The 15312-nt window shown below is 75.4% G+C and carries 15 protein-coding genes; 10 read left to right on the forward strand and 5 right to left on the reverse strand.

Features of this window, described 5'->3' with window-relative positions:
• Positions 1–2: 2 nt before the first annotated feature.
• The 3 genes from ACF068_RS10220 to ACF068_RS10230 form a co-directional block, all read right to left on the reverse strand.
• On the reverse strand, positions 3–1031 hold the full coding sequence (locus tag ACF068_RS10220) for a hypothetical protein (RefSeq protein WP_392273729.1): 1029 nt from the start codon (positions 1029–1031) through the stop codon (positions 3–5).
• A 124-nt stretch (positions 1032–1155) separates the two neighbouring features.
• On the reverse strand, positions 1156–2202 hold the full coding sequence (locus tag ACF068_RS10225) for a zinc-binding dehydrogenase (RefSeq protein ID WP_392273730.1): 1047 nt from the start codon (positions 2200–2202) through the stop codon (positions 1156–1158).
• A complete protein-coding gene (locus ACF068_RS10230) occupies positions 2199–3353 on the reverse strand; it encodes a mandelate racemase/muconate lactonizing enzyme family protein (RefSeq protein ID WP_392273731.1) in 1155 nt (384 codons plus the stop codon). The genes ACF068_RS10225 and ACF068_RS10230 overlap by 4 nt, the downstream gene beginning before the upstream one ends.
• Positions 3354–3568: 215 nt before the next feature.
• On the opposite strand from ACF068_RS10230, the gene ACF068_RS10235 reads away from it, so the two are divergent.
• The 6 genes from ACF068_RS10235 to ACF068_RS10260 all read left to right on the forward strand — a co-directional run bounded on the left by ACF068_RS10235 (position 3569) and on the right by ACF068_RS10260 (position 10423).
• Positions 3569–4342 carry an IclR family transcriptional regulator gene (locus ACF068_RS10235; protein WP_392273732.1) on the forward strand — a complete coding sequence of 258 codons (774 nt, stop codon included), beginning with the start codon at positions 3569–3571 and terminating at the stop codon, positions 4340–4342.
• On the forward strand, positions 4339–5202 hold the full coding sequence (locus ACF068_RS10240) for an SMP-30/gluconolactonase/LRE family protein (protein WP_392273733.1): 864 nt from the start codon (positions 4339–4341) through the stop codon (positions 5200–5202). The genes ACF068_RS10235 and ACF068_RS10240 overlap by 4 nt, the downstream gene beginning before the upstream one ends.
• 134 nt (positions 5203–5336) lie before the next feature.
• Entirely contained in the window at positions 5337–5873 is a 537-nt protein-coding gene (locus ACF068_RS10245) for a SigE family RNA polymerase sigma factor (RefSeq protein WP_392273734.1), read from the forward strand.
• Positions 5861–6508: a hypothetical protein gene (locus tag ACF068_RS10250; RefSeq protein WP_392273735.1), complete on the forward strand. Its 648-nt coding sequence runs from the start codon at positions 5861–5863 to the stop codon at positions 6506–6508. Before ACF068_RS10245 ends, ACF068_RS10250 begins: the two co-directional genes overlap by 13 nt.
• Before the next feature lie 160 nt (positions 6509–6668).
• Complete coding sequence (locus ACF068_RS10255; RefSeq protein WP_392273736.1) at positions 6669–10061, forward strand: ATP-binding protein; 3393 nt, start codon at positions 6669–6671, stop codon at positions 10059–10061.
• A gap of 161 nt (positions 10062–10222) precedes the next feature.
• Positions 10223–10423 carry a hypothetical protein gene (locus ACF068_RS10260; RefSeq protein WP_392273737.1) on the forward strand — a complete coding sequence of 67 codons (201 nt, stop codon included), beginning with the start codon at positions 10223–10225 and terminating at the stop codon, positions 10421–10423.
• 233 nt (positions 10424–10656) lie between these two features.
• Here ACF068_RS10260 and ACF068_RS10265 read toward each other — a convergent pair whose 3' ends face one another.
• Together ACF068_RS10265 and ACF068_RS10270 are read right to left on the reverse strand one after the other, a co-directional pair.
• A complete protein-coding gene (locus ACF068_RS10265) occupies positions 10657–11706 on the reverse strand; it encodes an iron-containing redox enzyme family protein (protein WP_392273738.1) in 1050 nt (349 codons plus the stop codon).
• A complete protein-coding gene (locus ACF068_RS10270) occupies positions 11703–13259 on the reverse strand; it encodes an FAD-dependent oxidoreductase (RefSeq protein WP_392273739.1) in 1557 nt (518 codons plus the stop codon). Before ACF068_RS10270 ends, ACF068_RS10265 begins: the two co-directional genes overlap by 4 nt.
• Before the next feature lie 63 nt (positions 13260–13322).
• Between ACF068_RS10270 and ACF068_RS10275 the strand changes: the two genes are divergently transcribed.
• From ACF068_RS10275 to ACF068_RS10290, 4 genes are read left to right on the forward strand one after another with little or no spacing between them, the layout of a single operon-like run.
• The gene (locus tag ACF068_RS10275) at positions 13323–13979 is read left to right on the forward strand and encodes a HemK2/MTQ2 family protein methyltransferase (RefSeq protein WP_392273740.1); all 657 of its coding nucleotides are present in this window, start codon (positions 13323–13325) and stop codon (positions 13977–13979) included.
• The gene (locus ACF068_RS10280; RefSeq protein WP_392273741.1) at positions 13963–14184 is read left to right on the forward strand and encodes a CDGSH iron-sulfur domain-containing protein; all 222 of its coding nucleotides are present in this window, start codon (positions 13963–13965) and stop codon (positions 14182–14184) included. The genes ACF068_RS10275 and ACF068_RS10280 overlap by 17 nt, the downstream gene beginning before the upstream one ends.
• 28 nt (positions 14185–14212) lie before the next feature.
• Positions 14213–14464 carry a DUF6480 family protein gene (locus ACF068_RS10285; protein WP_392273742.1) on the forward strand — a complete coding sequence of 84 codons (252 nt, stop codon included), beginning with the start codon at positions 14213–14215 and terminating at the stop codon, positions 14462–14464.
• A gap of 23 nt (positions 14465–14487) precedes the next feature.
• On the forward strand, positions 14488–14904 hold the full coding sequence (locus tag ACF068_RS10290) for a CBS domain-containing protein (protein WP_392273743.1): 417 nt from the start codon (positions 14488–14490) through the stop codon (positions 14902–14904).
• Positions 14905–15312: the final 408 nt, after the last annotated feature.

The following is a 15312-nucleotide window of genomic DNA, read 5'->3' on the forward strand; positions in this document are numbered from 1 at the left end:
GATCAGTCGCCTTCCGGGACGGTTGCCGGGACGTTGGTCGGGACGTTGGCCGGGACGTTTGTCGGGACGGGGAAGCGCGGGAGCTCGCCCGGCAGTCGCGAGCCGAGCGGGGACATCCCGCCGTCCGCGCCGTGCCGGGCCAGCAGGTCCAGCACGAGCCGTCCCCGGCGGACCCGCTCCCGGGCGGTGGCGAGCGCGGTGTCGCGCAGATGCGCGCCGTACGGGTAGATGCCGGGCGCGCGGCTGAGGCCGAACTTCAGGTACAGCGGGGCGCCGCGCCGGATCAGCTCGGCCACCTCGTACATCCGGACGTAACCGCCGAGGTCGTCGGGCGCCTCGACGTACATGTCCATCGGTGCCCGGGCGGCCAGCCGGATCTCGGTGAGGTGGTCCAGTGTCAGGTCGGAGGGCACGTTGACGGAGTCGGCGCCGAGCCGCTCGTACACCGCGTACGAGGCCGGGTTGACCGGGCCGGTGAGCGCGGACAGCTTGAACGTGGTGTCGGCGGGCAGGTGGCCGGCCGCGCGCAGCCGGTGCAGCGTCCACAGCACGCCCTCGTCGGCGACGAGCAGGCAGCGCACGCCGAGCGCCGCGGCGCGGCAGGCGTCCTCCACGCAGCCGGCCAGCGCGTCGTGGCCGCGGGCGCGCAGCCCCGCGCCGCCCGAGTCGGTGCGGGTTCCCGCGCCGATGTCCCAGGTGCCGCGCGGGCCGGTGAACAGGCAGAGCTCGATGTCGCGTTCCGCGCAGGCCTTCACCATCCCGGTGATCTCGGCGTCGGTGAGCATCCAGACGCCGCTGCCCTGGCTGACCCGGTGGACCGGTACGTCGAGCCGGGCGCTCTCCTCGAGGACGACGGCCAGCGCCTCCGGGCCCTCCACGGACGGGATCTCGGTGCGCCAGGTCCCGCCGTCGGGGAAGGCGTGCGGTGAGGCGTCGGCGGGGTCGGCGACGGGCGCCGGATGGCCGATGACGGCCAGGGCCTCGGCGCCGGGACGGCGAGGCGCCGGTGCTGGTGCGGACGGGACGGTCACAGGGCTCCTTGGTGTTCGGTTCGGTATTCCGGACGTCGTTCGCGCTGTTGGGCGTACGGCGGTACGGGGGCGAGCAGGGCGCCCCGTACCGCCGTACGGCTCGGGGAGGCGCGGCGGGCGGGCCTCAGGGCCGCAGCAGCACCTTGCCGGTCTTCGGGTCGCCGCCGCCCACCAGGGCGACGGCGTCCGTGAACCGCTCCAGCGGGAACTCGTGCGTGATCAGCGGCGCCGGGTCGAGCAGCCCGAGCCCGAAGGCCCGTACCGCGTCCGACCAGGCCGACGAGGGGGCACCGAAGACGCTGCGGATCTCGAGCTGGCTCAGCGACAGGTGGACGGGGTCGATGCCGGCCGCGCCGGGCGTGAACATCCCGGTCAGCACCACCCGGCCGCCCCGGCGCGCCAGCCGGCACGAGGACGCGGCCGTGGTCGGTGCCCCCGCCGTCTCGACCACCAGGTCGAACCGGCCCTCCAGCCGGACCGCCTCGGCCGGGTCGAGCGACTCGCTCGCGCCGAACCGCAGTGCCTGGTCGCCCCGCGCCGTCCGCGGGTCGATCACCGTCAGCTCGGCCGGGGACGAGGCGCCCAGCAACTGCACGGCCAGCAGTCCCAGGGTCCCCGCGCCCACCACCGCGACCCGCTCACCGGGGCGCGGCCGCCCCGCCCGTACCGCCGCGGCGATCACGGCGGCGGGCTCCAGCAGGGCCGCGGCCCGCAGGTCGGCGTCGTCCCGCAGGAGGTGCAGCAGCCGCGCCGGCACGGTGACGTGGTCGGCGAAGGCACCGGGCTCGGTGAACCCCGTCTCCGCGTACCCGCCCGCGCACAGGCTGGTCTCGCCGCACCGGCAGCGCTCGCACGCCCCGCACGCGCGGAACCCCTCCGCGACCGTCTTCCGGCCGGCCAGCGCCGGGTCGACGCCCTCGCCCACCGCCTCGACCGTCCCGGACCACTCGTGGCCCGGGACCACCGGGTACCTGACGTACCCGGGGTCCCGGTGTCCGTCGTACACCTCGCGGTCGCTCATGCAGATCCCGGCCGCGGCCACCCGCACCCGGACCTCGCCGGGGCCGGGGGCGGGCACGTCCCGCTCGACGAGCCGGTGGGCGCCGGGGCGCTCGACGAGCAGCGCGCGGCTGGGCCGGGTCCCGGGCGCGCCGCTCGGGGGGCGGCTCACTTCGGCGCCCTCATCTCCCAGCCCTCGGCCCACAGGTCGAACCGGGCCCGCTGCTGGGGGAACTCCGCCGCCGCGTCCACGTCGAGTTCGACGCCGAGGCCCGGCGCGTGCGACACCTCGAAGCAGCCGGTGGCCGGGTCCACCAGCGGAGCACCCTTGACGACCTTCTTGATGTCCGCGTCCGCGAAGTCGTTGAAGTGTTCGAGGATCTTGAAGTTGGGCGTGCACGCGGCCAGTTGGAGGGACGCCGCGGTGAGCACCGAGCCGCCCACGTTGTGCGGGGCGACCAGCGTGTAGTGCGTCTCGGCGGTCGCCGCCAGCTTTCGGGTCTCCAGGATGCCGCCGATGTGCCCCAGGTCCGGCTGGATGATGTCGGCCGCCTGGGACTCGAACAGCTCCCGGAACTCGATCCGGTCGTGGATGCGCTCACCGGTGGCCACCGGGATGTCCACCTTCCCGGCGACCTTGGCCAGTGCCTTGAGGTTCTCCGGCGGCACCGGTTCCTCCAGCCAGGCCGGGGCGAACGGCGCCATCTCCTTCGCCAGCCGTACCGCGGTCGCGGGGCTGAACCGCCCGTGCATCTCCAGCATCAGCTCGGCGTCCGGCCCGATCGCGTCCCGTACCGCCTCGATCAGCGACACCGCGTACCGGGTCCGCTCCGCGTCCAGCTCGAAATGGCCGGTGCCGAACGGATCGATCTTCAGCGCCCGGTAGCCGCGCGCCATGACGCCCTTGGCCGCCCGGTGGTAGGCCTCGGGGGTCCGCTCGGTGGTGTACCAGCCGTTGGCGTACGCCTTGACCCTGTCGGTCACCTTGCCGCCGAGGAGCTGCCAGACGGGCACCCCCAGCGCCTTGCCCTTGATGTCCCAGCACGCCATCTCGACGACCGCGATGCCCGACATGACGATCTCGCCCGCCCGGCCGTAGTCGCCGTACTTCATCCGGCGCACGAGGTCCTCCACCGCGAACGGGTCGGAGCCGGCGATGTGGTTGGTCTCGGCCTCCTTGAGGTAGCCGACCAGGGCGTCGGTGTGCCCCAGCATGCGGGTCTCTCCGACGCCGGTGAGCCCTTCGTCGGTGTGGACGCGTACGTAGGTCAGATTGCGCCAGGGGGTCCCGACGACATGAGTGCTGATTCCCGTGATGCGCACGGCGGTTGCCCTCTCGTGCTTGTTCGATATTTCGTCACTCGTTCGAAATCTTGGCGTGACCGTAATCAGCGGTCCGGAAGGTGTCAATGGTTCGCGCGTCTCCGCCCGAACGGGATCCGTCCCCGGCCATTGCCCGGTGAAGTCGCCTGTGGTTAGCCTGTGTTCGTCATACCGATCAAAGGTCGAAGTTTCGAACGAAGGGGTGGGTGGACGGCATGGGGCGTCTCGTTCCCGCGGTGACCAGGGCGCTCGACATCCTGGAGCTGTTCCTCCAGGGCGACGGGACCCTCTCGGCGCCGGAGGTCACCCGCCGGCTCCGACTGCCCCGCACCACCGTCCACGAGCTGCTCACCACGCTCGCCGCCCGCTCCTACCTGGTGCCCGTCCCCGAGCAGCCCGGCCGCTACCGCCTGGGTGTCCGCACCTACCAGCTCGGCAGCCGGTACGCCGAACAGCTCGACCTGGCCGCCGAAGGCCGGCAGGTCGCCCAGGAGGTGGCCGAGACGTGCGACGAGACCGTCCACCTCGCCATCCTGGAGGACACCGACGTCATCTACATCGCCAAGGTCGACTCCACGCACGCGGTGCGGATGGTCTCCGCGACCGGCCGCCGGCTCCCCGCGCACTGCACCTCCGTCGGCAAGATGCTCCTCGCCTCCCTGCCGCACGCCGAGCTGGAGGCCCGCCTCGACGGGCGCGACCTGGTGGCGATGACCCCCGCCAGTGTGACCGACCCCGACGCCCTGCGCGCCGAACTCGCCGCCGTCCGCGAGCGCGGCATGGCCACCGAGCACCGCGAGTCCAACCCGGACGTGAGCTGTGTGGCCGCCCCGGTCCGCGACGGCAGCGGCCGGGTCGTCGCCGCCCTGTCCATCTCGGTGCCCGTGATCCGGTGGACCGAGCAGCGCGAGGCGGAGCTCGCCGCCCTCGCCGCCAAGGGCGCCGAGGACCTCTCCCTGCGTCTCGGCCACCGCGGTGGCGCCCGGTGACGGCGCACCCGGCCGTGCGGGTCGCCGTCCGGGAGCACGCCGAGCTGGGCGAGGGCCCCACCTGGGACCCCGCCGCGCGGCGGCTGATATGGGTCGACATCCTCGGCGCCCGCGTCCACACGTACGACCCGGCGACCGGCCGCCGGACGGTCATGGCCACCGGCCAGCACGTCGGCGCCGCCAAACCCCGCTCGACGGGCGGACTGGTCGTCAGCCTGCGGGACGGCATCGGGCTGTACGGCGAGGGCGGTGCCCCCTTCCGCTGGCTGGTGCACGACCCCGTCCCCGGGCGGCGCGGCAACGACGCCGTGGTCGCACCCGACGGGTCCCTGTGGGCCGGCACCATGCGGTACGACGAGGCCGACGGCGGCGGTGCCCTCACCCGGATCGCCGCCGACGGGACCGCCACCGCCCTCCTGCCCCGCGTCACCGTCAGCAACGGCACCGGCTTCAGCCCCGACGGCACGCTGGTGTACTACGTCGACAGCCCCACCCGGCGCGTGGACGTGTGCCGGCTCTCCGACGACGGCCGCCGCCTCACCGACCGCCGCCCCCTGGTGACGATCGAACCGGGCGCCGGCTTCCCCGACGGCCTCACCGTCGACGCCGACGGCTGCGTCTGGGTGGCCCTCTGGGACGGCGCCGCGATCCGCCGCTACACCCCCGGCGGCACCCTCGACAAGGTCGTCCCACTGCCCGTGCACCGGCCCACCGCGTGCGCCTTCGGCGGGCCCGGGCTGCGGGACCTCTACGTCACCACCGCCCGCACGGGCCTGTCCCGCCCCCGCCACCCGGACGGCTCGCTGCTGGTGCTCCCGGACGCCGGACAGGGCCTGCCGGGCGTCCCCTTCGGCGGCTGACACACCCTGGGCGAACGCTTGTTAGGATCACGGCCTCGCATCGTGGCGGAGGGGGCCCTGCGAGCACACATCAGCACACACCGGCGACGGCCGGGTTACGCAGTGCGCGACGCGACGCGCGGGGAGGGGCCACCGTGGGGACACCGGCCGATGACGCCGCCACGGAGTTCCACGACTTCTTCGAGCGCCACTACGCCGAACTGGCCCGCCTCGCCCACCTGCTGACGGGCGAGCCGGACGCGGCCGACGACATCGCCGCCGACGCCCTGCTCGCGCTCTGGCACCGCTGGGACCGGGTCCGCGCCGCCGACCACCCCGCCGCGTACGCCCGCGGCGTCGTCGCCAACCTCGCCCGCAGCCGCATCCGCGGCGCCGTGCGCGAGCGCCGCCGCATCGCCCTGTTCTGGTCCCAGCACTCCCCGTACACCGACGGCCCCGACGTACCGGCCGTCGTCGACGTCCAGGGCGCGCTGCGCACCCTGCCGTTCCGCAAACGCGCCTGCGTCGTCCTGCGCCACGCCTTCGACCTCTCCGAACGGGACACCGCCCTCGCCCTCGGAATCTCGGTCGGTACGGTGAAGAGCCAGACGTCCAAGGCGATGGCGCAGCTCCAACGGCTGCTCGGCGACCGGGCGGCGACGCACCTGGTGGGGAAGACATGGACCAGCTGAAGCAGCGGCTGCGGGAAGCGGCCCGCGCCCACGAGCCCGACCGCGCCCGCATCCTCGCCCGGGTCGAACGCGGCATGGCGGCACCGGCCGCCGCCGCGCGCCACCACCGCCCCCCGTCGCGCACCTCCTGGGCCCGGGTCGCCGCCGCCACCGCCGCCGTCGCCGCGGTGCTGGTCGCGGGCGGCTACACCGCGACCACCGTCCTCGACACCGACCGGCCGGACCGGGGCACCAGCGCCGCGCCCGCCGCACCCCTGCGCGCCGAGGGGGTCGTGGACCCGCACAGCAACCGCTTCTGGGCACAGAGCGACATCACCCTCACCGCACCCCGACCGCTCACCGCCCTCACCGTCGAGCTGCGGGTCGCCCAGACCGGCGGCGTGGCCAGCACCGGCCACTGGCGCACGCTGCCCGAGGAGGACTTCACCGTCTCCGTCCGCGAGGACCGCGACGGCGCCCTCCGCTACACCTGGACGCTCAAGCCCGGCCGCGGCGCCCCGGCCGGCCGGCACGTCTTCGCGGCCCAGTACAACCACGCCGAGGGCACCCGCGCCGCCACCGGCGACCGCTACACCATCACCGCCACCGGACAGGACGGCGAACGGACCACCGTGAGCGGCGACTTCGCCAAGTGACCCCGCCGCGCCCCGGCCGCCGGCCCGCCGACCGCCGTGAGGGCCGCCCCGGTCGGGCGACCGGCCGCCCCTCCGCCCCGTACGGCGGCGTGGACGCGCACCGGCCGAGGTACCGGAAATCCGTGGCGACGCGGGCGCCCGCCAGGGTCACAATGAGCCGGTGACACACGGTTCGGCATCGGCAGACGGCTCGGCAGACGGTTCGGCACACGGCCCCGCGGGCGGCCCGCCCGCGCACGCCCCGGCGGCGGACGGCCGCCCCCTCGGGGAAGGGGACGGCCCGTGCCGCTACCGGGTGCTCGGCGCCACCCGCGCGGTGCGCCCCGACGGGACGGAGGCGCCGGTCGCCGGGGCGCGGCTGCGGGCGCTGCTCACCGCGCTGGCGGCGGCCGGCGGGCGGGCCGTCCCGGTCGGCCGGCTGGCCGGCCAGGTGTGGACCGGTACCCCTCCGGCGGACGAACCGGCCGCGCTACAGGCGCTGGTGGGGCGGCTGCGCCGGGCCCTGGGGCGGGACGCCGTCGTGTCCGTCCCGGGCGGGTACCGGCTCGACGCCCGCCCCGACGACGTCGACCTGTTCCGCTTCGAGCGGCTCGCGGTCGCCGGCACCGCCGCGCTCGGCACCGGCGACCCGGCCGCCGCCGCCCGGCTGCTCGACCGGGCACTGGCCCTCTGGCAGGGTCCCGCCCTGGCCGACCTGCCCGACCGGGACGACGACCCCCTCGCCGTACGGGCCGCACGCCGCCGCACCGCGGCGCGCCGTGACCGGCTCGCCGCCGAGGTCGCGCTCGGCCGCCCGGAGGCCGCCCTGGCGGGGCTCGCCGAGCTCACCGCCGAGCACCCCCTGGACGAGCCCCTGGCCGCGCTGCACATCCGGGCGCTGCGCTCCGCCGGCCGCCCCGCCGAAGCACTGGCCGCCTACGAGGACGTCCGCACCCGGCTCGCCGACCGGCTCGGCACCGATCCCGGCCCCGACCTCACCTCGCTGTACGCCGAGTTGCTGGCGGGCGACGCGCGGACCGGACGCCCGCCTGCCGCACCCCCCGCGCCCGGCGCCCCGCGCGCCCGGCTCACCTCCTTCGTCGGGCGGGCCGGCGAACTGGCCGCCCTGACCGAGGAGGTGCGCGCCCGGCGGCTGGTCACCCTGCTCGGGCCCGGCGGGGTCGGCAAGACCCGGCTGGCCCTGGAGGCGGCCGACGCCGTCACGCGGGCCGAGAACGCCTGGCCCGACGGCACCTGCGTCGCCGAACTCGCCCCCGTACGCCACGGGGTCGACGTCCCGGAGGCCGTGCTGCACGCCCTCGGCGTGCGCGAGCCCCCGCGCTGGGGCGCCGCCGACGGCCCCCCGCGCGAACCGCTCGCCCAGCTCGTGGACCACTGCGCCGGGCGCAGGCTCCTGATCGTCCTCGACAACTGCGAGCACCTCGTCGACGCGGCCGCCACCCTCGCCGACACCCTCCTCACCCGCTGCCCCGGCGTCACCGTCCTCGCCACCAGCCGCGAACCGCTCGGTGTCCCGGGCGAAGCCGTACGCCCCGTCGAACCACTGCGCCAGGACGCGGCGCTCCGGCTGCTCGCCGACCGCGGTGCCTCCGCCCGCCCCGGCTTCCGCACGGACGACGACCCGGAGGCGTGCGCCGAGCTCTGCCGCCGCCTCGACGGGCTGCCGCTCGGCATCGAACTGGCCGCGGCACGGCTGCGCGCCCTGACGCCGCGCCAGATCGCCGACCGGCTCGACGACCGCTTCCGCCTCCTCGACCGGGGGAGCCGCACCGCCCTGCCGCGCCAGCAGACCCTCCGCGCGGTCGTCGACTGGTCCTGGGACCTGCTCGACACGACCGAGCGGGTCGTCCTGCGGCGGCTGGCCGTCTTCTCCGGCGGCTGCTCCCTCGCCCTGGCCGAGGAGGTCTGCGCCGAACCCGGCACCCTGGAGGCCCTCACCTCCCTGGTCGACAAGTCCCTCGTCGTCGCCGTGCCCCGGCCGGGCGGGGACGGGATGCGCTACCGGCTCCTGGAGACCGTCGCCGACTACGCCGCCGAACGGCTCGCCGAGGCGGGGGAGCGGGAGAGCACCGCCCGCCGGCACCTCACGGCGGTGCGCGAGTTCGTCCGTACCGCCGGCCGGCAGCTCCACGGCCCGCGGCAGACCGCGTGGCTGGAGACGCTCGACACCGAGCACGACAACGTCCGCGCGGCCCTGCGGACCGCCGTCGATCTGCGCGAGGAGCAGGAGGGGCTGTGCATGGTCCTGTCCCTGGGCTGGTTCTGGCAGCTACGCGGCCACCTGGCCGACGTCCGCGCCTGGTCGGCGGAGGTGGCCGCCCTCGGTCCCGACCCGTTCCTTCCGGACGGGGACCACGGCGTGCGCCGCGCCGTGCCGCTGGCCCGGCCGTGCACCGACCTGCCGCCGCCGTGGCAGGAGGAACAGCTCTGGGAGGCCCGGCGCGGGGTACGGCTGATGGCGCTGGCCTCGGACGGCAGCGAGGGCGCCGCCACGATGGAGAAGCCCGGCAACCGGGCCCACCTGACGGCGGTCGCCGACGCCTACCGGCCCGGAATGCCGCAGAACAGCCGCCAGCCCGGCACGATGTGGTTCTTCGTCCGGCTGCTGCTGGGCGAGTTCCCCGACCTGGCCCGGACGATGGACGCCTTCGTGGCCTGCTGCCGGGCGTACGGCGACGACACGGACCTCGGGTTCGCCCTGCTGATGCGGGCCAAGGTGATGCCCGGCGCCGGCGACGACGCGGAGGAGGCCCTGGCCCGCTTCGAGGCCGCCGGTGACCCGTGGGGCATCGCCGAGGCCCACAGCGCCCGGGGCGAGCACCACGAGCGGGAGGGCGACCACGCCGGGGCCGCCCGGGACTTCGAGCGGGCCGCCGAGGCGGCCGAGCGCTCCGGCGCGCGCGGCCTCGGACCGCTCTTCCGGGCCCGGCTGGCGCACCTCCGCCTCCAGGGCGACGCCGGACCGGAGCAGCGCGAGACCGCCGAGCGGATGCTGCGGGAGGCGGCCGAGGACCCGGCGGAACCCGCCGTCGAGCAGGTCGGCACCGCCCGGCTGCTGCTCGCCCAGCACTACGGCCGCACCGGTCGCGTCGCCCTCGCCCGGCAGCAGCTGGACGTCATCGAGGCCGGGTTGCCGACCGGCACGGCGGACCTGTTCACCGGCATGCTGCTGGGGCTGCGGGGCTGGCTCGACTGCCTCGACGGCGACCACGCGGGCGCCCGGGAACGCCTCGCCGTGGCCGTGCGCCGGATGGAGACGCTGGCGTACATGGTGGCTCCACGTCTGATCATCGGCCAGTTCCCCACCGCGGCCTGGGCCTTCGCCGAGCAGGGCGACCCCCGGGACGGGGCCCGGCTCCTCGGCGCGTACGACCGGCACGCCGACGGCCCCGGCGGTACGGGCTTCCGCCAGTTCTCCGCCGAGGCGGCACAGGAGATCCGGCTCCGCGCCGAACGGGAGCTGCGTGCCGTCCTGGACGGCGACACGTACGCCCGCGCACACGCGGAGGGCGGCGGGCTCACGGTGCGGGAGGCCGCCGCCCTGGTCCGCTGACGGCGGCCGGCGCCGGCCGCCGGCACCGCACGTGACCTCCGGGGGGCACGCGGTGACGCGCCGGGCGGCGGCATCCGATCGTTCGCGGTCGCGCCTGGTGCAGGGGATGCGATCGGGGTACCCGGCGACGACAATGTCTTCAGGACGAGCAAGGAGGCGGCATGAACGCTGAGCCCGATTCGACCTCCCGGCGAGAGGGCGTCACGCCCGACAGGCTTCTGCACAGCGGCGCCGAAGGCGATTTCAACGCGGAAGACCTGGTCCTCGCGTCAGGACGTGACGTCAATCCCAAGAATCTGGCCTGGGCCGAGCGCAGGCTGGCCGAGAAGGGCAAGGCCGCCCTGGACGAGCTCCTCCCCTGACCGGACGGCCCCGGGCCACGCGACCACCCGGCCGCGTGGCCCGAAGGCCTGCCCGCCCCCCGCCGCCCCTCGGCCTCCGGCCCCCTCGGTCGTCGGCCGCCGGCGGCCCGGCGTCTCCGCCGCACCGGCCGCCCGTTCCCGCCGCCCGCCCCTCCGCGGCGGTCGGCCCCGGGTCCACGCCGTGCGTTCCGGCGCGCCCCGGGGCCCTCGCGCTCCCGCCGCTCCCGCGCCCGCTAAACCGTTCGTACCGGCTCCGACGGGTCCGCCGCCGTCCCCGGTGCCGACGGTGACGCCGCCACCGGCCCCCGGAGGGACGACCGGCCCCGGTCCCAGGCGGCGAGCACCCGCTCCTCCCAGCGCTCGTCCAGCCAGACCGTCGCCCGGACGCCGAACGCCACGTCGGCGGCGAGGCCCGGCTCGCGTGCCAGCAGGTCGCCCAGGACGTCACGGCGCATGACCTGCTCGTGGACCGCGTCCGCCTCGATGTGCTCGGTGAAGAACCGGACGCACCGCTGCTCGGCGTCCAGCCGCTCCAGGGCCTTCGCCATCCGGCGGGCCCCCGGCGGCGAGGTGATCTCCAGGACCGCGAAGTTGCCCGCCGCGGCGCCCCGCAGCGAGCGGCGCAGGCCGAACAGCGACATCACGTTCACCGTCGCCAGCGTCGTCGCCGGGGCGAGGTCCAGATAGCGGCCGTACGAGGAGTCCAGCCCGGCGCCCTCCATCAGCTCGGCGAACAGCCGCGCGTGCACCCGCTCGCCGCGCCCCCCGCCGAACTCGTCGAACGCCACCGCCACCAGGGAGGCCTTCGCCTGTCCCTCCAGGCGCGGGATCAGCCAGGCCTGCGGATCGGACTCCTTGAGCTGGTACAGCGAGCGGTGCACCAGGTACTCCCGCATCCGCTCCCAGGTGCCGTCCGCCATCAGCCGGTGGGAGACACCGTGCCCGTCGACCGGCTCCACCAGCAGCGGCTCCAGTGCCGCGGTCACGTCGCCGTCCCCGGGCACCGCCTCGCGCAGGGCTCCGAGGAACGCCTCCTCCATGGGCCGCCGCAGGGCCAGCAGTGCCGGGTCCCACTCGCGGTCGTCCGCGACGCCCTCCAGGGCCCGGTAGTGCGGCTCGTACGACAGGTACAGCGCGAGCTGGAGGTCCTCGCCGAGCGGGTCGGCACCGGCCACGGTCGCCTCCGGCGCCGCCCCGCCGGCGTCCGCGTCCCGCAGCACGCGCAGCACGGCCGCCGACAGGGGGCCCCGTTCCTCGGGCAGGGGAGCGCCGGGCTCCGTCATGCGCCCTCCTCGGTGTCCTCGACGTCCATCTGCTCCAGCGGCTGTACCGCCGGCCCCTGCACCACCTTGCCGTCCACGTCGAACCGCGAGCCGTGGCACGGGCACTCCCACGCGCACTCCTCGTCGTTGAAGTGGACGACGCACCCCAGGTGGGTGCAGCGCGCCGACAGCGCGTGCAGCGTCCCGGCCGCGTCCCGGTGCACCGCCATCCGCCGTCCGCCGATCCGGACGACCGCTCCGCCGCCCCGGGGGATGTCGGCCGTCGAGTCGGCGTGCGCCCCCGGGACCCGGTCACCGATGAAGTGCTTCGCCACCTGGGCCTGGAGCCGCAGCATCGCGGGCGCCTCCTTCACCGGGTGCAGCCGCACCGGGTCGTACAGGCTCGTCCAGGCGGGCTCACGGCCGCGGATGCGGGACGCCAGCAGATCGCCCGCCATCACCCCGTTGCTCATGCCCCAGCCGGCGAACCCGGTGGCAACGTAGGCGTGCCGCGCCCCGGCGTGCAGCCGCCCGACGTACGGCACCCGGTCCGTCGTGACGTTGTCCTGGGTGGCCCAGCGATGGGTGAACCGCACCCCCGGGAAACGTTCCCGCGCCCATGCGGCGAGCTTCTCGAACCGTTCCCCGACCTCGCCCTCGGCCACCGTGCCGGGCAGGAACTTCTCGCCCGTGACGATCAGCATCCGCCGCCCGTCCTCGTCCATCGGGGCGGTCCGCACCGACCGGGTGTTGTCCTCCCACGTCAGGAACATGCCGCCCGGGTCCTCCGCGGCCGGGAGCGGTCCCGCCACCACCAGCTCCCGCTTGGGTTCCAGCCGCGTGAACAGCAGCGACCGGTCGAACACCGGGTAGTGCGTGGCGATCACGACGTCCCGCGCCCGGATGGTGTGCCCGGTGCTCGTGGTGAGCTCGCACGGCGAGCCCTCCTGGAGGCGCGTGACCCGCGTCCGCTCGAAGATCCGCCCGCCCAGCACCTCCAGGTCGGCGGCGAGCGCCAGCAGGTACTTGCGGGGGTGGAACTGCGCCTGGTCCTCGACCTTGACCGCGCCCGCCACCGGGAACGGCAGCGGTACGTCCGTCTCGTACGTGGCGGGCAGCCCGGCCACCCGGGCCGCCTCCGCCTCCGCGCGCAACGTGTCCGTCTGCGCCGGGTCCTGGGTGTAGGTGTAGGCGGGCAGCCGCTCCAGGTCGCAGTCGACGCCCAGCTCCTCGCTGACCTCCCGCACCCGTTCGATGGCGATCTGCTGCGAATGGGCGTACAGCCGCGCCGCCCGGGCGCCGTGGATCCTGGCGATGTCGGCGTACACCATGCCGTGCAGGGCCGACAGCTTCGCCGTGGTGTGGCCGGTCACCCCGGACGCGATGCGGTCGGCCTCCAGCAGCACCACCGGATGCCCCGCCCGGGCGAGTTCCCAGGCCGTACAGAGCCCGGCGATCCCGCCGCCCACCACGGCGACCTCCGTCTCGACGGGGCCGTCCACGGCCGGACGGGCGGGGCCGGGGGCGTACTCCATCCACAGGGACCCCGAACCGGAACCGGACTCAAAGCTCATCGCTCACTCCTCACACACCGCTCACCAGCGTTTCGCCGGGGATCTCCGAGGTACCCGCTGTGCATGCGTCTACTCAGACCGCGCGGCGTGTACGCGCCCCAGGAGGACACGGAACTGCTCGCCCAGGCGGCGCGCGCCGAACTGCGCGCGCTGTGCGAGCAACCGGGCGTCGAGGTGCTCGACGTGGGGACCGGAACCGGTGCCCTGGCCCTGATGGCCGCCGAGTGCCCGGGCGCCCGGGTGACCGCCGTGGACATCTCCTGGCGCGCCGTGCTCGTCGCGCGCTACAACGCCTGGCGCCTCGGCCTGCCGGTCGACGTCCACCGCGGCGACCTGACGGAACCCGTCGAGGGCCGGCGTTTCGACCTGATCCTGTCGAACCCGCCGTACGTCCTGTCCCCGCGCCCCTCGCGCGGGTCGGACCGCACCTGGAACGCGGGCGAGAACGGGCGGCAGGTCATCGACCGGCTCTGCGCCCGGGCGCCGGGCCTGCTGCGGGACACAGGGGTGCTGCTCCTGGTGCAGTCGGCGCTGTCCGGCGTCGACGAGACGCTGGACCGGCTCCAGGCGGGGGGCCTGGAGGCACGTGTCGAACTGCGCACCACGATCCCCTTCGGTCCGGTCATGGCCGAGCACGCCGGATGGCTGGAGGAGCGCGGGCTGATCGCGCCCGAGGAGCGCAAGGAGGACCTGGTGGTGATCCGTGCGCAACGAACCTGAACGATCCGCCGAACGGGTGGTGATCGACCCGGAGGGGCCGCTCCTGATGGAGGGGCCCGTGGAGATCCGGCTGCCGGACGGGACGACGGCGGCCTCGGACCGCTTCATGGTCGCGGTCTGCACCTGCCGCCGCAGCCGCCGCTACCCGTGGTGCGACACCAGCCACCGGCGCCGGACCCGGGCGGAGCCGCGCGGGGAGGATTGAAAGACCCCGGCCTGCGCACTCGTACCGCATGACCCACCCGAACCCGAACCCGAACCCCAACCCGGATCCCGATCCGGACAGCACCCCGGGTCTCGACGCCGGTGGCGGCGTCCCGCCCGGCGAGACGCCGCCCGCGGAGTCGAGCATGCCCGGGGCGGGGCCGAGGGAGACGCACAACCCCACGACCGGCTGGGCGAAGGCACCGATGGTGCTGATCCTGCTCGTCGTCGTCCTGGTGGCGGCGCTCTTCGGCGTCATGGCCCTGGTGATCGCACTCTGAAGCGGCAGGAAGGAGCGTCCGGCATGGCCACCGCACGCCAGCTCATGACCAGGGGTGTCGACTGCGTCGGTGAGGGGGACACCCTCCTCCAGGCCGCCGAGATGATGAGGCAGCTCGGCGTCGGCGCGATGCCGATCTGCGGTGCCGACGACAGGCTCAAGGGCATGCTCACCGACCGCGACATCGTGGTGAAGGCGCTGGGCGCGGGCAAGGACCCGGCGCGCACGACCGCCGGCGACCTCGCCCAGGGCGACGTGGTGTACGTGGACGCGGACGACGACGCGCAACTGGTGCTGCGGAAGATGTCCGAGCACAAGGTGCGCCGGCTGCCGGTGATCGAGGACCACCGTCTGGTGGGAATGATCGCCCAGGCCGATGTCGCCCGGGGGCTCCCCGACCCCCAGGTCGGCGACCTCCTCGAGGCGCTCTCCAGCGACTGACACGCTCCGCCGGCCGGCGCCCGCCCCCACCTCCGCGCCCCTACCCGTATCCGACACCCGCCCCGCGCGCCCGCGTGCGGGGCGGTTCCGTCGCCACCCGGGCCCGTCGGCACCCGGTTCCGTCGCCACCTGGGCCCGCCGGCACCTGGGCCGTCGCCCCCCGGGCCCCGGCCGGCCGGTGCGCGTCCGGCGGATTCACCGGCTGCCTCGGCGCCGACGACCCCGAGCTGGCAACCTGCTGCGCTGCGTCCCCTCCCGTATCCGCCGGCGACTCCCGCCGCAGCACATCCTGAAAGCCGTGACCGGACTGCGTCCCGACACCCGCCCGGCCCCGTGCGAACTCGGCGGACGGGCCGCCATACTGGACGGGCCGGGGAGGGCCTAGCGACGCGGATCGACGGGCAGTAC

This window comes from Streptomyces sp. NPDC016309 (assembly GCF_043077235.1).
Classification (GTDB): domain Bacteria; phylum Actinomycetota; class Actinomycetes; order Streptomycetales; family Streptomycetaceae; genus Streptomyces.

Coding starts and splice junctions, on each gene's coding strand:
- ACF068_RS10235 (WP_392273732.1), top strand. CDS start 3,569: ATGGGGCGTCTCGTTCCCGCGGTGACCAGGGCGCTCGACATCCTGGAG.
- ACF068_RS10250 (WP_392273735.1), top strand. CDS start 5,861: ATGGACCAGCTGAAGCAGCGGCTGCGGGAAGCGGCCCGCGCCCACGAG.
- ACF068_RS10260 (WP_392273737.1), top strand. CDS start 10,223: ATGAACGCTGAGCCCGATTCGACCTCCCGGCGAGAGGGCGTCACGCCC.
- ACF068_RS10265 (WP_392273738.1), bottom strand. CDS start 11,706: ATGACGGAGCCCGGCGCTCCCCTGCCCGAGGAACGGGGCCCCCTGTCG.
- ACF068_RS10270 (WP_392273739.1), bottom strand. CDS start 13,259: ATGAGCTTTGAGTCCGGTTCCGGTTCGGGGTCCCTGTGGATGGAGTAC.
- ACF068_RS10275 (WP_392273740.1), top strand. CDS start 13,323: ATGCGTCTACTCAGACCGCGCGGCGTGTACGCGCCCCAGGAGGACACG.
- ACF068_RS10285 (WP_392273742.1), top strand. CDS start 14,213: ATGACCCACCCGAACCCGAACCCGAACCCCAACCCGGATCCCGATCCG.
- ACF068_RS10290 (WP_392273743.1), top strand. CDS start 14,488: ATGGCCACCGCACGCCAGCTCATGACCAGGGGTGTCGACTGCGTCGGT.